General features: G+C 52.2%; 14 protein-coding genes and 1 pseudogene. 10 read left to right on the top strand and 5 right to left on the bottom strand.

Features of this window, described 5'->3' with window-relative positions:
• The 3 genes from BHE85_RS24910 to BHE85_RS24900 form a co-directional block, all read right to left on the bottom strand.
• On the bottom strand, positions 1–257 hold a 257-nt coding region (locus tag BHE85_RS24910; protein ID WP_024259250.1), incomplete at its 3' end, for an IS1-like element transposase.
• Positions 258–437: 180 nt separating this feature from the next.
• A complete protein-coding gene (gene gltA / locus BHE85_RS24905; protein ID WP_000785834.1) occupies positions 438–1,721 on the bottom strand; it encodes a citrate synthase in 1,284 nt (427 codons plus the stop codon).
• Between the two features lie 205 nt (positions 1,722–1,926).
• Positions 1,927–2,034: a hypothetical protein gene (locus BHE85_RS24900; RefSeq protein ID WP_001305582.1), complete on the bottom strand. Its 108-nt coding sequence runs from the start codon at positions 2,032–2,034 to the stop codon at positions 1,927–1,929.
• Positions 2,035–2,414: 380 nt separating this feature from the next.
• Here BHE85_RS24900 and sdhC point away from each other — a divergent pair, with 380 nt between their 5' ends.
• The 8 genes from sdhC (at position 2,415) to sucD (ending at position 12,303) form a co-directional block, all read left to right on the top strand.
• A complete protein-coding gene (gene sdhC, locus BHE85_RS24895; RefSeq protein WP_000263347.1) occupies positions 2,415–2,819 on the top strand; it encodes a succinate dehydrogenase cytochrome b556 subunit in 405 nt (134 codons plus the stop codon).
• The gene (sdhD, locus tag BHE85_RS24890) at positions 2,813–3,160 is read left to right on the top strand and encodes a succinate dehydrogenase membrane anchor subunit (RefSeq protein WP_000254365.1); all 348 of its coding nucleotides are present in this window, start codon (positions 2,813–2,815) and stop codon (positions 3,158–3,160) included. Before sdhC ends, sdhD begins: the two co-directional genes overlap by 7 nt.
• Complete coding sequence (gene sdhA / locus BHE85_RS24885; protein ID WP_000775540.1) at positions 3,160–4,926, top strand: succinate dehydrogenase flavoprotein subunit; 1,767 nt, start codon at positions 3,160–3,162, stop codon at positions 4,924–4,926. Before sdhD ends, sdhA begins: the two co-directional genes overlap by 1 nt.
• A 15-nt stretch (positions 4,927–4,941) precedes the next feature.
• On the top strand, positions 4,942–5,658 hold the full coding sequence (gene sdhB / locus BHE85_RS24880; RefSeq protein WP_001235263.1) for a succinate dehydrogenase iron-sulfur subunit SdhB: 717 nt from the start codon (positions 4,942–4,944) through the stop codon (positions 5,656–5,658).
• Between the two features lie 300 nt (positions 5,659–5,958).
• Positions 5,959–8,760, top strand: a complete 2,802-nt coding sequence (sucA, locus tag BHE85_RS24875; RefSeq protein WP_001181477.1) for a 2-oxoglutarate dehydrogenase E1 component — start codon at positions 5,959–5,961, stop codon at positions 8,758–8,760.
• Between the two features lie 14 nt (positions 8,761–8,774).
• Positions 8,775–9,992 carry a 2-oxoglutarate dehydrogenase complex dihydrolipoyllysine-residue succinyltransferase gene (gene odhB, locus BHE85_RS24870; protein ID WP_000099840.1) on the top strand — a complete coding sequence of 406 codons (1,218 nt, stop codon included), beginning with the start codon at positions 8,775–8,777 and terminating at the stop codon, positions 9,990–9,992.
• 275 nt (positions 9,993–10,267) lie between these two features.
• Entirely contained in the window at positions 10,268–11,434 is a 1,167-nt protein-coding gene (gene sucC, locus BHE85_RS24865) for an ADP-forming succinate--CoA ligase subunit beta (RefSeq protein WP_001048611.1), read from the top strand.
• The gene (gene sucD, locus BHE85_RS24860) at positions 11,434–12,303 is read left to right on the top strand and encodes a succinate--CoA ligase subunit alpha (protein ID WP_000025458.1); all 870 of its coding nucleotides are present in this window, start codon (positions 11,434–11,436) and stop codon (positions 12,301–12,303) included. Before sucC ends, sucD begins: the two co-directional genes overlap by 1 nt.
• Positions 12,304–12,406: 103 nt before the next feature.
• Here sucD and mngR read toward each other — a convergent pair whose 3' ends face one another.
• The gene (mngR, locus tag BHE85_RS24855; protein ID WP_000509899.1) at positions 12,407–13,129 is read right to left on the bottom strand and encodes a mannosyl-D-glycerate transport/metabolism system transcriptional repressor MngR; all 723 of its coding nucleotides are present in this window, start codon (positions 13,127–13,129) and stop codon (positions 12,407–12,409) included.
• 168 nt (positions 13,130–13,297) lie between these two features.
• Between mngR and mngA the strand changes: the two genes are divergently transcribed.
• Both mngA and BHE85_RS24845 read left to right on the top strand, forming a co-directional pair.
• Entirely contained in the window at positions 13,298–15,214 is a 1,917-nt protein-coding gene (gene mngA / locus BHE85_RS24850) for a PTS 2-O-a-mannosyl-D-glycerate transporter subunit IIABC (RefSeq protein WP_004981567.1), read from the top strand.
• 17 nt (positions 15,215–15,231) lie between these two features.
• Positions 15,232–16,797 (top strand): annotated as a pseudogene (locus tag BHE85_RS24845) (glycoside hydrolase family 38 N-terminal domain-containing protein); the annotation flags it as partial.
• Between the two features lie 16 nt (positions 16,798–16,813).
• Here the strand turns inward: BHE85_RS24845 and BHE85_RS24840 are convergent.
• Positions 16,814–17,013, bottom strand: a 200-nt coding sequence (locus BHE85_RS24840) for an IS1 family transposase (RefSeq protein WP_000327172.1), incomplete at its 5' end; no start/stop codon positions are given.

Raw genomic sequence — 17,013 nt, 5'->3', positions numbered from 1 at the left:
TTTTTTAAGTGACGTAAAACCGTGTTGAGGCCAACGCCCATAATGCGTGCACTGGCGCGACATCCGACGCCATTCATGGCCATATCAATGATTTTCTGGTGCGTACCGGGCTGAGAGGCGGTGTAAGTGAACTGTAGTTGCCATGTTTTACGGCAATGAGAGCAGAGATAGCGCTGATGTCCGGCAGTGCTTTTGCCGTTACGCACCACGCCTTCAGTAGCGGAGCAGGAAGGACATCTGATGGAAATGGAAGCCACGCAAGCACCTTAAAATCACCATCATACACTAAATCAGTAAGTTGGCAGCATTACCTTTTTTAGAATATATGAATGTCCGATAGTGGATTTTATTTTTACAATTTTTTGTGTTTAGGCATATAAAAATTAACCCGCCATTTGAACGGCGGGTTAAAATATTTACAACTTAGCAATCAACCATTAACGCTTGATATCGCTTTTAAAGTCGCGTTTTTCATATCCTGTATACAGCTGACGCGGACGGGCAATCTTCATACCGTCACTGTGCATTTCGCTCCAGTGGGCGATCCAGCCAACGGTACGTGCCATTGCGAAAATGACGGTGAACATGGAAGACGGAATACCCATCGCTTTCAGGATGATACCAGAGTAGAAATCGACGTTCGGGTACAGTTTCTTCTCGATAAAGTACGGGTCGTTCAGCGCGATGTTTTCCAGCTCCATAGCCACTTCCAGCAGGTCATCTTTGGTGCCCAGCTCTTTCAGAACTTCATGGCAGGTTTCACGCATTACGGTGGCGCGCGGGTCGTAATTTTTGTACACGCGGTGACCGAAGCCCATCAGGCGGAAAGAATCATTTTTATCTTTCGCACGACGAACAAATTCCGGAATGTGTTTAACGGAGCTAATTTCTTCCAGCATTTTCAGCGCCGCTTCGTTAGCACCACCGTGCGCAGGTCCCCACAGTGAAGCAATACCTGCTGCGATACAGGCAAACGGGTTCGCACCCGAAGAGCCAGCGGTACGCACGGTGGAGGTAGAGGCGTTCTGTTCATGGTCAGCGTGCAGGATCAGAATACGGTCCATAGCACGTTCCAGAATCGGATTAACTTCATACGGTTCGCACGGCGTGGAGAACATCATATTCAGGAAGTTACCGGCATAGGAGAGATCGTTGCGCGGATAAACAAATGGCTGACCAATGGAATACTTGTAACACATCGCGGCCATGGTCGGCATTTTCGACAGCAGGCGGAACGCGGCAATTTCACGATGACGAGGATTGTTAACATCCAGCGAGTCGTGATAGAACGCCGCCAGCGCGCCGGTAATACCACACATGACTGCCATTGGATGTGAGTCGCGACGGAAAGCGTGGAACAGACGGGTAATCTGCTCGTGGATCATGGTATGACGGGTCACCGTAGTTTTAAATTCGTCATACTGTTCCTGAGTCGGTTTTTCACCATTCAGCAGGATGTAACAAACTTCCAGGTAGTTAGAATCGGTCGCCAGCTGATCGATCGGGAAACCGCGGTGCAGCAAAATACCTTCATCACCATCAATAAAAGTAATTTTAGATTCGCAGGATGCGGTTGAAGTGAAGCCTGGGTCAAAGGTGAACACACCTTTTGAACCGAGAGTACGGATATCAATAACATCTTGACCCAGCGTGCCTTTCAGCACATCCAGTTCAACAGCTGTGTCCCCGTTGAGGGTGAGTTTTGCTTTTGTATCAGCCATTTAAGGTCTCCTTAGCGCCTTATTGCGTAAGACTGCCGGAACTTAAATTTGCCTTCGCACATCAACCTGGCTTTACCCGTTTGTTATTTGGCTCGCCGCTCTGTGAAAGAGGGGAAAACCTGGGTACAGAGCTCTGGGCGCTTGCAGGTAAAGGATCCATTGATGACGAATAAATGGCGAATCAAGTACTTAGCAATCCGAATTATTAAACTTGTCTACCACTAATAACTGTCCCGAATGAATTGGTCAATACTTCCACACTGTTACATAAGTTAATCTTAGGTGAAATACCGACTTCATAACTTTTACGCATTATATGCTTTTCCTGGTAATGTTTGTAACAACTTTGTTGAGTGATTGTCAAATTAGATGATTAAAAATTAAATAAATGTTGTTGTCGTGACCTGGATCACTGTTCAGGATAAAACCCGACAAACTATATGTAGGTTAATTGTAATGATTTTGTGAACAGCCTATACTGCCGCCAGGTCTCCGGAACACCCTGCAATCCCGAGCCACCCAGCGTTGTAACGTGTCGTTTTCGCATCTGGAAGCAGTGTTTTGCATGACGCGCAGTTATAGAAAGGACGCTGTCTGACCCGCAAGCAGACCGGAGGAAGGAAATCCCGACGTCTCCAGGTAACAGAAAGTTAACCTCTGTGCCCGTAGTCCCCAGGGAATAATAAGAACAGCATGTGGGCGTTATTCATGATAAGAAATGTGAAAAAACAAAGACCTGTTAATCTGGACCTACAGACCATCCGGTTCCCCATCACGGCGATAGCGTCCATTCTCCATCGCGTTTCCGGTGTGATCACCTTTGTTGCAGTGGGCATCCTGCTGTGGCTTCTGGGTACCAGCCTCTCTTCCCCTGAAGGTTTCGAGCAAGCTTCCGCGATTATGGGCAGCTTCTTCGTCAAATTTATCATGTGGGGCATCCTTACCGCTCTGGCGTATCACGTCGTCGTAGGTATTCGCCACATGATGATGGATTTTGGCTATCTGGAAGAAACATTCGAAGCGGGTAAACGCTCCGCCAAAATCTCCTTTGTTATTACTGTCGTGCTTTCACTTCTCGCAGGAGTCCTCGTATGGTAAGCAACGCCTCCGCATTAGGACGCAATGGCGTACATGATTTCATCCTCGTTCGCGCTACCGCTATCGTCCTGACGCTCTACATCATTTATATGGTCGGTTTTTTCGCCACCAGTGGCGAACTGACATATGAAGTCTGGATCGGTTTCTTCGCCTCTGCGTTCACCAAAGTGTTCACCCTGCTGGCGCTGTTTTCTATCTTGATTCATGCCTGGATCGGCATGTGGCAGGTGTTGACCGACTACGTTAAACCGCTGGCATTGCGCCTGATGCTGCAACTGGTGATTGTCGTTGCACTGGTGGTTTACGTGATTTATGGATTCGTTGTGGTGTGGGGTGTGTGATGAAATTGCCAGTCAGAGAATTTGATGCAGTTGTGATTGGTGCCGGTGGCGCAGGTATGCGCGCGGCGCTGCAAATTTCCCAGAGCGGCCAGACCTGTGCGCTGCTCTCTAAAGTCTTCCCGACCCGTTCCCATACCGTTTCTGCGCAAGGCGGCATTACCGTTGCGCTGGGTAATACCCATGAAGATAACTGGGAATGGCATATGTACGACACCGTAAAAGGGTCGGACTATATCGGTGACCAGGACGCGATTGAATATATGTGTAAAACCGGGCCGGAAGCGATTCTGGAACTCGAACACATGGGCCTGCCGTTCTCGCGTCTTGATGATGGTCGTATCTATCAACGTCCGTTTGGCGGTCAGTCGAAAAACTTCGGCGGCGAGCAGGCGGCACGCACTGCGGCGGCGGCTGACCGTACCGGTCACGCACTGTTGCACACGCTTTATCAGCAGAACCTGAAAAACCACACCACCATTTTCTCCGAGTGGTATGCGCTGGATCTGGTGAAGAACCAGGATGGCGCGGTGGTGGGTTGTACTGCACTGTGCATCGAAACTGGTGAAGTGGTTTATTTCAAAGCCCGCGCTACCGTGCTGGCGACTGGCGGGGCAGGGCGTATTTATCAGTCCACCACTAACGCCCACATTAACACTGGCGACGGCGTCGGCATGGCTATCCGCGCAGGCGTACCGGTGCAGGATATGGAAATGTGGCAGTTCCACCCGACCGGTATTGCCGGTGCGGGCGTACTGGTCACCGAAGGTTGCCGTGGTGAAGGCGGTTATCTGCTGAACAAACATGGCGAACGCTTTATGGAGCGTTATGCGCCGAACGCCAAAGACCTGGCGGGCCGTGATGTGGTGGCGCGTTCCATCATGATCGAAATCCGTGAAGGTCGCGGCTGTGATGGTCCGTGGGGGCCACACGCGAAACTGAAACTCGACCACCTGGGTAAAGAAGTTCTCGAATCCCGTCTGCCGGGCATCCTGGAACTCTCCCGTACCTTCGCTCACGTCGATCCGGTGAAAGAGCCGATCCCGGTTATCCCAACCTGTCATTACATGATGGGCGGTATTCCGACCAAAGTGACCGGTCAGGCGCTGACTGTGAATGAGAAAGGCGAAGATGTGGTTGTTCCGGGACTGTTTGCCGTTGGTGAAATCGCTTGTGTATCGGTACACGGCGCTAACCGTCTGGGCGGCAACTCGCTGCTGGACCTGGTGGTCTTTGGTCGTGCGGCAGGTCTGCATCTGCAAGAGTCTATCGCCGAGCAGGGCGCATTGCGCGATGCCAGCGAGTCTGATGTTGAAGCATCTCTGGATCGTCTGAACCGCTGGAACAATAATCGTAACGGTGAAGATCCGGTGGCGATTCGTAAAGCGCTGCAAGAATGTATGCAGCATAACTTCTCGGTCTTCCGTGAAGGTGATGCGATGGCGAAAGGGCTTGAGCAGTTGAAAGTTATCCGCGAGCGTCTGAAAAATGCCCGTCTGGATGACACTTCCAGCGAGTTCAACACCCAGCGCGTTGAGTGCCTGGAACTGGATAACCTGATGGAAACGGCGTATGCAACGGCTGTTTCTGCCAACTTCCGTACCGAAAGCCGTGGCGCGCATAGCCGCTTCGACTTCCCGGATCGTGATGATGAAAACTGGCTGTGCCACTCCCTGTATCTGCCAGAGTCGGAATCCATGACGCGCCGAAGCGTCAACATGGAACCGAAACTGCGCCCGGCATTCCCGCCGAAGATTCGTACTTACTAATGCGGAGACAGGAAAATGAGACTCGAGTTTTCAATTTATCGCTATAACCCGGATGTTGATGATGCTCCGCGTATGCAGGATTACACCCTGGAAGCGGAAGAAGGTCGCGACATGATGCTGCTGGATGCGCTTATCCAGCTGAAAGAGAAAGATCCCAGCCTGTCGTTCCGCCGCTCCTGTCGTGAAGGTGTGTGCGGTTCCGACGGTCTGAACATGAACGGCAAGAATGGTCTGGCCTGTATTACCCCGATTTCGGCACTCAACCAGCCGGGCAAGAAGATTGTGATTCGCCCGCTGCCAGGTTTACCGGTGATCCGCGATTTGGTGGTAGACATGGGACAATTCTATGCGCAATATGAGAAAATTAAGCCTTACCTGTTGAATAATGGACAAAATCCGCCAGCTCGCGAGCATTTACAGATGCCAGAGCAGCGCGAAAAACTCGACGGGCTGTATGAATGTATTCTCTGCGCATGTTGTTCAACCTCTTGTCCGTCTTTCTGGTGGAATCCCGATAAGTTTATCGGCCCGGCAGGCTTGTTAGCGGCATATCGTTTCCTGATCGATAGCCGTGATACCGAGACTGACAGCCGCCTCGACGGTTTGAGCGATGCATTCAGCGTATTCCGCTGTCACAGCATCATGAACTGCGTCAGTGTATGTCCGAAGGGGCTGAACCCGACGCGCGCCATCGGCCATATCAAGTCGATGTTGTTGCAACGTAATGCGTAAACCGTAGGCCTGATAAGACGCGCAAGCGTCGCATCAGGCAACCAGTGCCGGATGCGGCGTGAACGCCTTATCCGGCCTACAAGTCATTACCCGTAGGCCTGATAAGCGCAGCGCATCAGGCGTAACAAAGAAATGCAGGAAATCTTTAAAAACTGCCCCTGACACTAAGACAGTTTTTAAAGGTTCCTTCGCGAGCCACTACGTAGACAAGAGCTCGCAAGTGAACCCCGGCACGCACATCACTGTGCGTGGTAGTATCCACGGCGAAGTAAGCATAAAAAAGATGCTTAAGGGATCACGATGCAGAACAGCGCTTTGAAAGCCTGGTTGGACTCTTCTTACCTCTCTGGCGCAAACCAGAGCTGGATAGAACAGCTCTATGAAGACTTCTTAACCGATCCTGACTCGGTTGACGCTAACTGGCGTTCGACGTTCCAGCAGTTACCTGGTACGGGAGTCAAACCGGATCAATTCCACTCTCAAACGCGTGAATATTTCCGCCGCCTGGCGAAAGACGCTTCACGTTACTCTTCAACGATCTCCGACCCTGACACCAATGTGAAGCAGGTTAAAGTCCTGCAGCTCATTAACGCATACCGCTTCCGTGGTCACCAGCATGCGAATCTCGATCCGCTGGGACTGTGGCAGCAAGATAAAGTGGCCGATCTGGATCCGTCTTTCCACGATCTGACCGAAGCAGACTTCCAGGAAACCTTCAACGTCGGTTCATTTGCCAGCGGCAAAGAAACCATGAAACTCGGCGAGCTGCTGGAAGCCCTCAAGCAAACCTACTGCGGCCCGATTGGTGCCGAGTATATGCACATCACCAGCACCGAAGAAAAACGCTGGATCCAACAGCGTATCGAGTCTGGTCGCGCGACTTTCAATAGCGAAGAGAAAAAACGCTTCTTAAGCGAACTGACCGCCGCTGAAGGCCTTGAACGTTACCTCGGCGCAAAATTCCCTGGCGCAAAACGCTTCTCGCTGGAAGGCGGTGACGCGTTAATCCCGATGCTTAAAGAGATGATCCGCCACGCTGGCAACAGCGGCACCCGCGAAGTGGTTCTCGGGATGGCGCACCGTGGTCGTCTGAACGTGCTGGTGAACGTGCTGGGTAAAAAACCGCAAGACTTGTTCGACGAGTTCGCCGGTAAACATAAAGAACACCTCGGCACGGGTGACGTGAAATACCACATGGGCTTCTCGTCTGACTTCCAGACCGATGGCGGCCTGGTGCACCTGGCGCTGGCGTTTAACCCGTCTCACCTTGAGATTGTAAGCCCGGTAGTTATCGGTTCTGTTCGTGCCCGTCTGGACAGACTTGATGAGCCGAGCAGCAACAAAGTGCTGCCAATCACCATCCACGGTGACGCCGCAGTGACCGGGCAGGGCGTGGTTCAGGAAACCCTGAACATGTCGAAAGCGCGTGGTTATGAAGTTGGCGGTACGGTACGTATCGTTATCAACAACCAGGTTGGTTTCACCACCTCTAATCCGCTGGATGCCCGTTCTACGCCGTACTGTACTGATATCGGTAAGATGGTTCAGGCCCCGATTTTCCACGTTAACGCGGACGATCCGGAAGCCGTTGCCTTTGTGACCCGTCTGGCGCTCGATTTCCGTAACACCTTTAAACGTGATGTCTTCATCGACCTGGTGTGCTACCGCCGTCACGGCCACAACGAAGCCGACGAGCCGAGCGCAACCCAGCCGCTGATGTATCAGAAAATCAAAAAACATCCGACACCGCGCAAAATCTACGCTGACAAGCTGGAGCAGGAAAAAGTGGCGACGCTGGAAGATGCCACCGAGATGGTTAACCTGTACCGCGATGCGCTGGATGCTGGCGATTGCGTAGTGGCAGAGTGGCGTCCGATGAACATGCACTCTTTCACCTGGTCGCCGTACCTCAACCACGAATGGGACGAAGAGTACCCGAACAAAGTTGAGATGAAGCGCCTGCAGGAGCTGGCGAAACGCATCAGCACGGTGCCGGAAGCAGTTGAAATGCAGTCTCGCGTTGCCAAGATTTATAGCGATCGCCAGGCGATGGCTGCCGGTGAGAAACTGTTCGACTGGGGCGGTGCGGAAAACCTCGCTTACGCCACGCTGGTTGACGAAGGCATTCCGGTTCGCCTGTCGGGTGAAGACTCCGGTCGCGGTACCTTCTTCCACCGCCACGCGGTGATCCACAACCAGTCTAACGGTTCCACTTACACGCCGCTGCAACACATCCATAACGGGCAGGGCGCGTTCCGCGTCTGGGACTCCGTACTGTCTGAAGAAGCAGTGCTGGCGTTTGAATACGGTTATGCCACCGCAGAACCACGCACTCTGACCATCTGGGAAGCGCAGTTCGGTGACTTCGCTAACGGTGCTCAGGTGGTTATCGACCAGTTCATCTCCTCTGGCGAACAGAAATGGGGCCGGATGTGTGGTCTGGTGATGTTGCTGCCGCACGGTTATGAAGGGCAGGGGCCGGAGCACTCCTCCGCGCGTCTGGAACGTTATCTGCAACTTTGTGCTGAGCAAAACATGCAGGTGTGCGTACCGTCTACCCCGGCACAGGTTTACCACATGCTGCGTCGTCAGGCGCTGCGCGGGATGCGTCGTCCGCTGGTCGTGATGTCGCCGAAATCCCTGCTGCGTCATCCGCTGGCGGTTTCCAGCCTCGAAGAACTGGCGAACGGCACCTTCCTGCCAGCCATCGGTGAAATCGACGAGCTTGATCCGAAGGGCGTGAAGCGCGTAGTGATGTGTTCTGGTAAGGTTTATTACGACCTGCTGGAACAGCGTCGTAAGAACAATCAACACGATGTCGCCATTGTGCGTATCGAGCAACTCTACCCGTTCCCGCATAAAGCGATGCAGGAAGTGTTGCAGCAGTTTGCTCACGTCAAGGATTTTGTCTGGTGCCAGGAAGAGCCGCTCAACCAGGGCGCATGGTACTGCAGCCAGCATCATTTCCGTGAAGTGATTCCGTTTGGGGCTTCTCTGCGTTATGCAGGCCGCCCGGCCTCCGCCTCTCCGGCGGTAGGGTATATGTCCGTTCACCAGAAACAGCAACAAGATCTGGTTAATGACGCGCTGAACGTCGAATAAATAAAGGATACACAATGAGTAGCGTAGATATTCTGGTCCCTGACCTGCCTGAATCCGTAGCCGATGCCACCGTCGCAACCTGGCATAAAAAACCCGGCGACGCAGTCGTACGTGATGAAGTGCTGGTAGAAATCGAAACTGACAAAGTGGTACTGGAAGTACCGGCATCAGCAGACGGCATTCTGGATGCGGTTCTGGAAGATGAAGGTACAACCGTAACGTCTCGTCAGATCCTTGGTCGCCTGCGTGAAGGCAACAGCGCCGGTAAAGAAACCAGCGCCAAATCTGAAGAGAAAGCGTCCACTCCGGCGCAACGCCAGCAGGCGTCTCTGGAAGAGCAAAACAACGATGCGTTAAGCCCGGCGATCCGTCGCTTGCTGGCTGAACATAACCTCGACGCCAGCGCTATTAAAGGCACCGGCGTGGGTGGTCGTCTGACCCGTGAAGATGTGGAAAAACATCTGGCGAAATCCCCGGCGAAAGAGTCTGCACCGGCAGCGGCTGCTCCGGCGGCGCAACCGGCTCTGGCTGCACGTAGTGAAAAACGTGTCCCGATGACTCGCCTGCGTAAGCGTGTGGCAGAGCGTCTGCTGGAAGCGAAAAACTCCACCGCCATGCTGACCACGTTCAACGAAGTCAACATGAAGCCGATTATGGATCTGCGTAAGCAGTACGGTGAAGCGTTTGAAAAACGCCACGGCATCCGTCTGGGCTTTATGTCCTTCTACGTGAAAGCGGTGGTTGAAGCCCTGAAACGTTACCCGGAAGTGAATGCTTCTATCGACGGCGATGACGTGGTTTACCACAACTATTTCGACGTCAGCATGGCGGTTTCTACGCCGCGCGGCCTGGTGACGCCGGTTCTGCGTGATGTCGATACCCTCGGCATGGCAGACATCGAGAAGAAAATCAAAGAGCTGGCAGTCAAAGGCCGTGATGGCAAGCTGACCGTTGAAGATCTGACCGGTGGTAACTTCACCATCACCAACGGTGGTGTGTTCGGTTCCCTGATGTCTACGCCGATCATCAACCCGCCGCAGAGCGCAATTCTGGGTATGCACGCTATCAAAGATCGTCCGATGGCGGTGAATGGTCAGGTTGAGATCCTGCCGATGATGTACCTGGCGCTGTCCTACGATCACCGTCTGATCGATGGTCGCGAATCCGTAGGCTTCCTGATAACGATCAAAGAGTTGCTGGAAGATCCGACGCGTCTGCTGCTGGACGTGTAGTAGTTTAAGTTTCACCTGCACTGTAGACAGGATAAGGCATTATCGCCTTCTCCGGCAATTGAAGCCTGATGCGACGCTTAACGCGTCTTATCAGGCCTACGGGAAGCACCAATGTAGGTCGGATAAGGCGCTTGCGCCGCATCCGACAAGCGATGCCTGATGCGACACTTACGCGTCTTATCAGGCCTACAGGTGACCGACAATGCCCGGAGGCGATACGAAATATTCGGTCTACGGTTTAAAAGATAACGATTACTGAAGGATGGACAGAACACATGAACTTACATGAATATCAGGCAAAACAACTTTTTGCCCGCTATGGCTTACCAGCACCGGTGGGTTATGCCTGTACTACTCCGCGCGAAGCAGAAGAAGCCGCTTCAAAAATCGGTGCCGGTCCGTGGGTAGTGAAATGTCAGGTTCACGCTGGTGGCCGCGGTAAAGCGGGCGGTGTGAAAGTTGTAAACAGCAAAGAAGACATCCGTGCTTTTGCAGAAAATTGGCTCGGCAAGCGTCTGGTAACGTATCAAACAGATGCCAATGGCCAACCGGTTAACCAGATTCTGGTTGAAGCAGCGACCGATATCGCTAAAGAGCTGTATCTCGGTGCCGTTGTAGACCGTAGTTCCCGTCGTGTGGTCTTTATGGCCTCCACTGAAGGCGGCGTGGAAATCGAAAAAGTGGCGGAAGAAACTCCGCAGCTGATCCATAAAGTTGCGCTTGATCCGCTGACAGGCCCGATGCCGTATCAGGGACGCGAGCTGGCGTTCAAACTGGGTCTGGAAGGTAAACTGGTTCAGCAGTTCACCAAAATCTTCATGGGTCTGGCGACCATTTTCCTGGAGCGCGACCTGGCGTTGATCGAAATCAACCCGCTGGTCATCACCAAACAGGGTGATCTGATTTGCCTCGACGGCAAACTGGGCGCTGATGGCAACGCACTGTTCCGCCAGCTTGATCTGCGCGAAATGCGTGACCAGTCGCAGGAAGATCCGCGTGAAGCACAGGCTGCACAGTGGGAACTGAACTACGTTGCGCTGGACGGTAACATCGGTTGTATGGTTAACGGCGCAGGTCTGGCGATGGGTACGATGGACATCGTTAAACTGCACGGCGGCGAACCGGCTAACTTCCTTGACGTTGGCGGCGGTGCAACCAAAGAACGTGTAACCGAAGCGTTCAAAATCATCCTCTCTGACGACAAAGTGAAAGTCGTTCTGGTTAACATCTTCGGCGGTATCGTTCGTTGCGACCTGATCGCTGACGGTATCATCGGCGCGGTAGCAGAAGTGGGTGTTAACGTACCGGTCGTGGTACGTCTGGAAGGTAACAACGCCGAACTCGGCGCGAAGAAACTGGCTGACAGCGGCCTGAATATTATTGCAGCAAAAGGTCTGACGGATGCAGCTCAGCAGGTTGTTGCCGCAGTGGAGGGGAAATAATGTCCATTTTAATTGATAAAAACACCAAGGTTATCTGCCAGGGCTTTACTGGTAGCCAGGGGACTTTCCACTCAGAACAGGCCATTGCATACGGCACTAAAATGGTTGGCGGCGTAACCCCAGGTAAAGGCGGTACTACCCACCTCGGCCTGCCGGTGTTCAACACCGTGCGTGAAGCTGTTGCTGCTACTGGCGCTACCGCTTCTGTTATCTACGTACCAGCACCGTTCTGCAAAGACTCCATTCTGGAAGCTATTGATGCAGGCATCAAACTGATTATCACCATCACTGAAGGCATCCCGACGCTGGATATGCTGACTGTGAAAGTGAAACTGGACGAAGCCGGCGTTCGTATGATCGGCCCGAACTGCCCGGGCGTTATCACTCCGGGTGAATGCAAAATCGGTATCCAGCCGGGTCACATTCACAAACCGGGTAAAGTGGGTATCGTTTCCCGTTCCGGTACACTGACCTATGAAGCGGTTAAACAGACCACGGATTACGGTTTCGGTCAGTCGACCTGTGTTGGTATCGGCGGTGACCCGATCCCAGGCTCTAACTTTATCGACATCCTCGAAATGTTCGAAAAAGATCCGCAGACCGAAGCGATCGTGATGATCGGTGAGATCGGCGGTAGCGCTGAAGAAGAAGCGGCAGCGTACATCAAAGAGCACGTTACCAAGCCAGTTGTAGGTTACATCGCTGGTGTGACTGCGCCGAAAGGCAAACGTATGGGCCACGCGGGTGCGATCATTGCCGGTGGGAAAGGGACTGCGGATGAGAAATTCGCTGCTCTGGAAGCCGCAGGCGTGAAAACCGTTCGCAGCCTGGCGGATATCGGTGAAGCACTGAAAACTGTTCTGAAATAAATATCTGTAATAAGAAATAGCCCTCGCCGCTTCCCTCTACAGGAATGGCGAAGGGCTGTCGGTTTCGACATGGTTGGCCATCGTATGATGGCCTTTTTTGTGCTTATCGCGATGATTTTCGCTGCGCTATCAGGGTAAATTTATAGTCATCGGTATTAAAAGCGTTGCGGCTATATTCAAACACCCGACCATCAACTAAATATCCACGCGATACTTTTTCAAGAATCGGCTTTGTCTGGCTGATATTAAGCAGACGGCTCATCTCTTCGGTTGGCATCAGAGGAATGATTTCCTGTTCGCTACGATCGATAACCATCTTCTTCACTTCTTCAATAAAGTGATATTTCGAATTTTCCATGACCTGCCAGGTGAGATCCGGGAACAACGCAAGCGGCATCCAGGTTTCTTCCAGCGCCATTGGCTTTTGCTTGCGATAGCGCACGCGCTTCACATGCCACACACGATCCTGCGCGGTGATTTGTAGCTGTTGCTGAAGAAAATCGTCAGCCGGAATCACTTCAAATATCAGGACTTCACTGTGTGTATCGACGTGACGGTCCGACAGTTTTTCATCAAAACTGGTTAACTGAAAAATATCGTAATTGACCCGCTCTTCTTTGACGTAAGTCCCGCTGCCCTGAATGCTTTCGAGGATCTGCTGCTCGACTAGCTGGCGCAAAGCCTGACGCACCGTAACCCGGCTGACGCCAAACTCTGTTTGTAGCGCTGATTCAGTGGGTAACGCATCGCCAGGTTTAAGCTCGCCACGCGCAATTTGTTCACGAATGCGATCGGCAATCTGCCGGTATAAGGGCTTGTGTCCCATTTTTAGTATCTCATTAATACGAATTTAGCCATTATGCCCGATAAATTCATCCTGTAAATAATGCAAATACAATACAAATAATTTCAATCAAGTGAAATTGATCATATAATGGTATTGTTTTATCGGGCACACTGGCGCGACTATAAAAACGATCAAGTGAGGATCATGATGAATCTGACGACTCTGACCCACCGCGATGCGTTGCGTCTGAATGCGCGCTTTACCAGCCGTGAAGAGGCCATCCACGCGTTGACTCAACGTCTTGCTGCTCTGGGGAAAATTTCCAGTACTGAGCAATTTCTGGAAGAAGTGTATCGCCGTGAAAGCCTTGGCCCGACCGCCTTAGGTGAAGGGTTGGCTGTGCCGCATGGCAAAACTGCTGCGGTAAAAGAAGCGGCGTTTGCGGTCGCCACACTCAGCGAGCCGCTTCAGTGGGAAGGCGTTGATGGCCCGGAAGCAGTTGATTTAGTGGTGCTGCTGGCGATTCCCCCCAATGAAGCGGGTACTATGCATATGCAACTGCTGACAGCGCTGACCACGCGCCTTGCGGATGATGAGATTCGGGCGCGTATACAGTCGGCGACGACGCCTGATGAGTTGCTCTCGGCGCTGGATGACAAGGGAGGCACGCAACCTTCTGCCTCTTTTTCCAACGCGCCAACTATCGTCTGCGTACCGGCCTGTCCGGCGGGTATTGCTCACACCTATATGGCTGCGGAATATCTGGAAAAAGCCGGACGCAAACTCGGCGTAAATGTTTACGTTGAAAAACAAGGCGCTAACGGCATTGAAGGGCGTTTAACGGCGGATCAACTCAATAGTGCAACCGCCTGTATTTTTGCGGCTGAAGTCGCCATCAAGGAGAGTGAGCGTTTTAATGGCATTCCCGCGCTTTCAGTGCCTGTTGCCGAGCCGATTCGCCATGCAGAAGCGTTGATCCAACAAGCGCTTACCCTCAAGCGTAGCGATGAGACGCGTACCGTACAGCAAGATACGCAACCGGTGAAAAGTGTCAAAACGGAGCTGAAACAGGCACTGTTGAGCGGAATCTCTTTTGCCGTACCGTTGATTGTCGCGGGGGGCACGGTGCTGGCGGTCGCGGTATTACTGTCGCAAATCTTCGGGCTACAAGATCTGTTTAATGAAGAAAACTCCTGGCTGTGGATGTACCGCAAGCTGGGCGGCGGGCTGCTCGGAATTTTGATGGTACCGGTGCTCGCGGCCTATACCGCCTATTCTCTGGCAGATAAACCGGCGTTAGCGCCAGGCTTTGCGGCTGGACTTGCCGCCAACATGATCGGCTCCGGGTTTCTCGGCGCGGTCGTTGGCGGATTGATAGCCGGTTACTTGATGCGCTGGGTGAAAAATCACTTGCGTCTTAGCAGTAAATTCAATGGATTCCTGACTTTTTATCTCTACCCGGTGCTCGGTACGTTGGGAGCGGGCAGTCTGATGCTGTTTGTGGTGGGAGAACCTGTCGCATGGATCAATAACTCGCTTACCGCCTGGCTGAACGGTCTGTCAGGAAGTAACGCGCTGTTGCTGGGTGCCATTTTCGGTTTTATGTGTTCCTTTGATCTTGGAGGGCCAGTGAACAAAGCCGCTTATGCATTCTGCCTGGGCGCAATGGTGAACGGCGTTTACGGCCCGTATGCCATTTTCGCCTCCGTCAAAATGGTTTCGGCATTTACCGTAACCGCTTCCACGATGCTCGCACCGCGCCTGTTTAAAGAGTTTGAAATTGAGACCGGGAAATCCACCTGGCTGTTAGGGCTGGCAGGTATTACCGAAGGGGCGATCCCGATGGCGATTGAAGATCCGCTGCGGGTTATTGGTTCGTTTGTGCTGGGCTCTATGGTAACGGGCGCTATTGTCGGTGCGATGAATATCGGCCTTTCGACACCCGGTGCCGGCATTTTCTCGCTCTTTTTACTTCATGATAATGGCGCGGGCGGTGTTATGGCGGCAATTGGCTGGTTTGGTGCGGCATTGGTGGGGGCTGCAATCTCGACTGCAATTCTCCTGATCTGGCGGCGTCACGCGGTTAAGCATGGCAACTATCTGACTGATGGCGTAATGCCATAAACAAAAAGGAAACGACGATGAAAGCGGTATCTCGCGTTCACATCACCCCGCATATGCACTGGGATCGAGAGTGGTATTTCACCACCGAAGAGTCACGTATTCTGCTGGTCAATAATATGGAAGAGATCCTGTGCCGACTGGAACAGGACAACGAATACAAATATTACGTACTCGACGGGCAAACGGCGATCCTCGAAGATTATTTCGCGGTGAAACCGGAAAACAAAGACCGTGTGAAGAAACAGGTAGAAGCCGGCAAGTTGATTATCGGCCCCTGGTATACCCAGACCGATACCACGATTGTTTCTGCGGAATCCATCGTCCGTAATCTGATGTACGGAATGCGTGACTGCCTCGCGTTTGGCGAGCCGATGAAAATAGGTTATTTACCAGATTCCTTTGGCATGTCCGGGCAACTGCCGCATATCTACAATGGATTTGGCATTACCCGCACCATGTTCTGGCGCGGATGTTCGGAGCGCCACGGTACTGATAAAACCGAGTTTTTGTGGCAAAGCAGTGACGGTAGCGAAGTGACGGCGCAGGTGCTGCCGCTGGGCTACGCCATAGGTAAGTACTTACCTACCGACGAAAACGGATTACGTAAACGCCTCGACAGTTATTTTGACGTGCTGGAAAAAGCGTCTGTAACCAAAGAGATTTTGCTGCCGAATGGTCATGACCAGATGCCATTGCAGCAAAATATCTTCGAAGTGATGGATAAGCTACGTGAGATCTACCCTCAACGTAAGTTTGTGATGAGCCGCTTTGAAGAGGTATTTGAGAAGATCGAAGCGCAGCGTGAAAGTCTGGCCACCCTGAAAGGTGAATTTATCGATGGCAAATATATGCGCGTACATCGCACCATCGGTTCCACGCGCATGGATATCAAAATTGCCCACGCACGTATTGAAAATAAGATTGTTAATCTGCTGGAACCGCTGGCAACGCTGGCCTGGACGTTGGGTTTTGAATACCACCACGGCTTGCTGGAGAAAATGTGGAAAGAGATCTTAAAAAATCATGCCCACGACAGTATCGGTTGTTGTTGCAGTGACAAAGTTCATCGCGAAATTGTCGCCCGCTTCGAACTGGCTGAAGACATGGCGGATAATCTGCTGCGTTTCTACATGCGCAAAATTGCCGATAACATGCCACAGAGTGATGCCGACAAACTCGTGCTGTTTAACCTGATGCCCTGGCCGCGGGAAGAAGTTATTAACACCACTGTGCGGCTGCGCGCCAGCCAGTTTAATCTACGAGACGATCGCGGTCAGCCTGTACCGTATTTTATTCGCCATGCCCGTGAGATCGATCCAGGCCTAATCGATCGGCAAATAGTTCATTACGGTAATTACGATCCCTTTATGGAGTTTGATATACAGATCAACCAGATTGTCCCTTCTATGGGCTATCGCACGCTTTATATCGAAGCGAATCAGCCTGGCAACGTGATTGCGGCAAAAAGTGACGCTGAAGGGATACTGGAAAATGCTTTCTGGCAAATTGCGCTCAATGAGGATGGTTCTCTGCAACTGGTAGATAAAGACAGCGGTGTGCGCTATGACCGAGTATTGCAAATTGGGTAATGACTCCAACTTACTGATAGTGTTTTATGTTCAGATAATGCCCGATGACCTTGTCATGCAGCTCCACCGATTTTGAGAACGACAGTGACTTCCGTCCCAGCCTTGCCAGATGTTGTCTCAGATTCAGATTATGTCGCTCAATGCGCTGAGTGTAACGCTTGCTGATAACGTGCAGCTTTCCCTTCAGGCGTGATTCATACAGCGGCCAGC

It is taken from the genome of Shigella sp. FC1567, assembly GCF_001743015.1.
Lineage (GTDB): Bacteria > Pseudomonadota > Gammaproteobacteria > Enterobacterales > Enterobacteriaceae > Escherichia > Escherichia coli.
The sequence above is the reverse complement of the archived record's forward strand: the minus strand, read 5'-3'. Positions and strand labels throughout refer to the sequence as shown.

Bases quoted from the DNA above. Each gene is read 5' to 3' on its own strand.
- gltA (WP_000785834.1), bottom strand. From the start codon at position 1,721: ATGGCTGATACAAAAGCAAAACTCACCCTCAACGGGGACACAGCTGTT.
- BHE85_RS24900 (WP_001305582.1), bottom strand. From the start codon at position 2,034: ATGCGTAAAAGTTATGAAGTCGGTATTTCACCTAAGATTAACTTATGT.
- sdhC (WP_000263347.1), top strand. From the start codon at position 2,415: ATGTGGGCGTTATTCATGATAAGAAATGTGAAAAAACAAAGACCTGTT.
- sdhD (WP_000254365.1), top strand. From the start codon at position 2,813: ATGGTAAGCAACGCCTCCGCATTAGGACGCAATGGCGTACATGATTTC.
- sdhA (WP_000775540.1), top strand. From the start codon at position 3,160: ATGAAATTGCCAGTCAGAGAATTTGATGCAGTTGTGATTGGTGCCGGT.
- sdhB (WP_001235263.1), top strand. From the start codon at position 4,942: ATGAGACTCGAGTTTTCAATTTATCGCTATAACCCGGATGTTGATGAT.
- sucA (WP_001181477.1), top strand. From the start codon at position 5,959: ATGCAGAACAGCGCTTTGAAAGCCTGGTTGGACTCTTCTTACCTCTCT.
- odhB (WP_000099840.1), top strand. From the start codon at position 8,775: ATGAGTAGCGTAGATATTCTGGTCCCTGACCTGCCTGAATCCGTAGCC.
- sucC (WP_001048611.1), top strand. From the start codon at position 10,268: ATGAACTTACATGAATATCAGGCAAAACAACTTTTTGCCCGCTATGGC.
- sucD (WP_000025458.1), top strand. From the start codon at position 11,434: ATGTCCATTTTAATTGATAAAAACACCAAGGTTATCTGCCAGGGCTTT.
- mngR (WP_000509899.1), bottom strand. From the start codon at position 13,129: ATGGGACACAAGCCCTTATACCGGCAGATTGCCGATCGCATTCGTGAA.
- mngA (WP_004981567.1), top strand. From the start codon at position 13,298: ATGAATCTGACGACTCTGACCCACCGCGATGCGTTGCGTCTGAATGCG.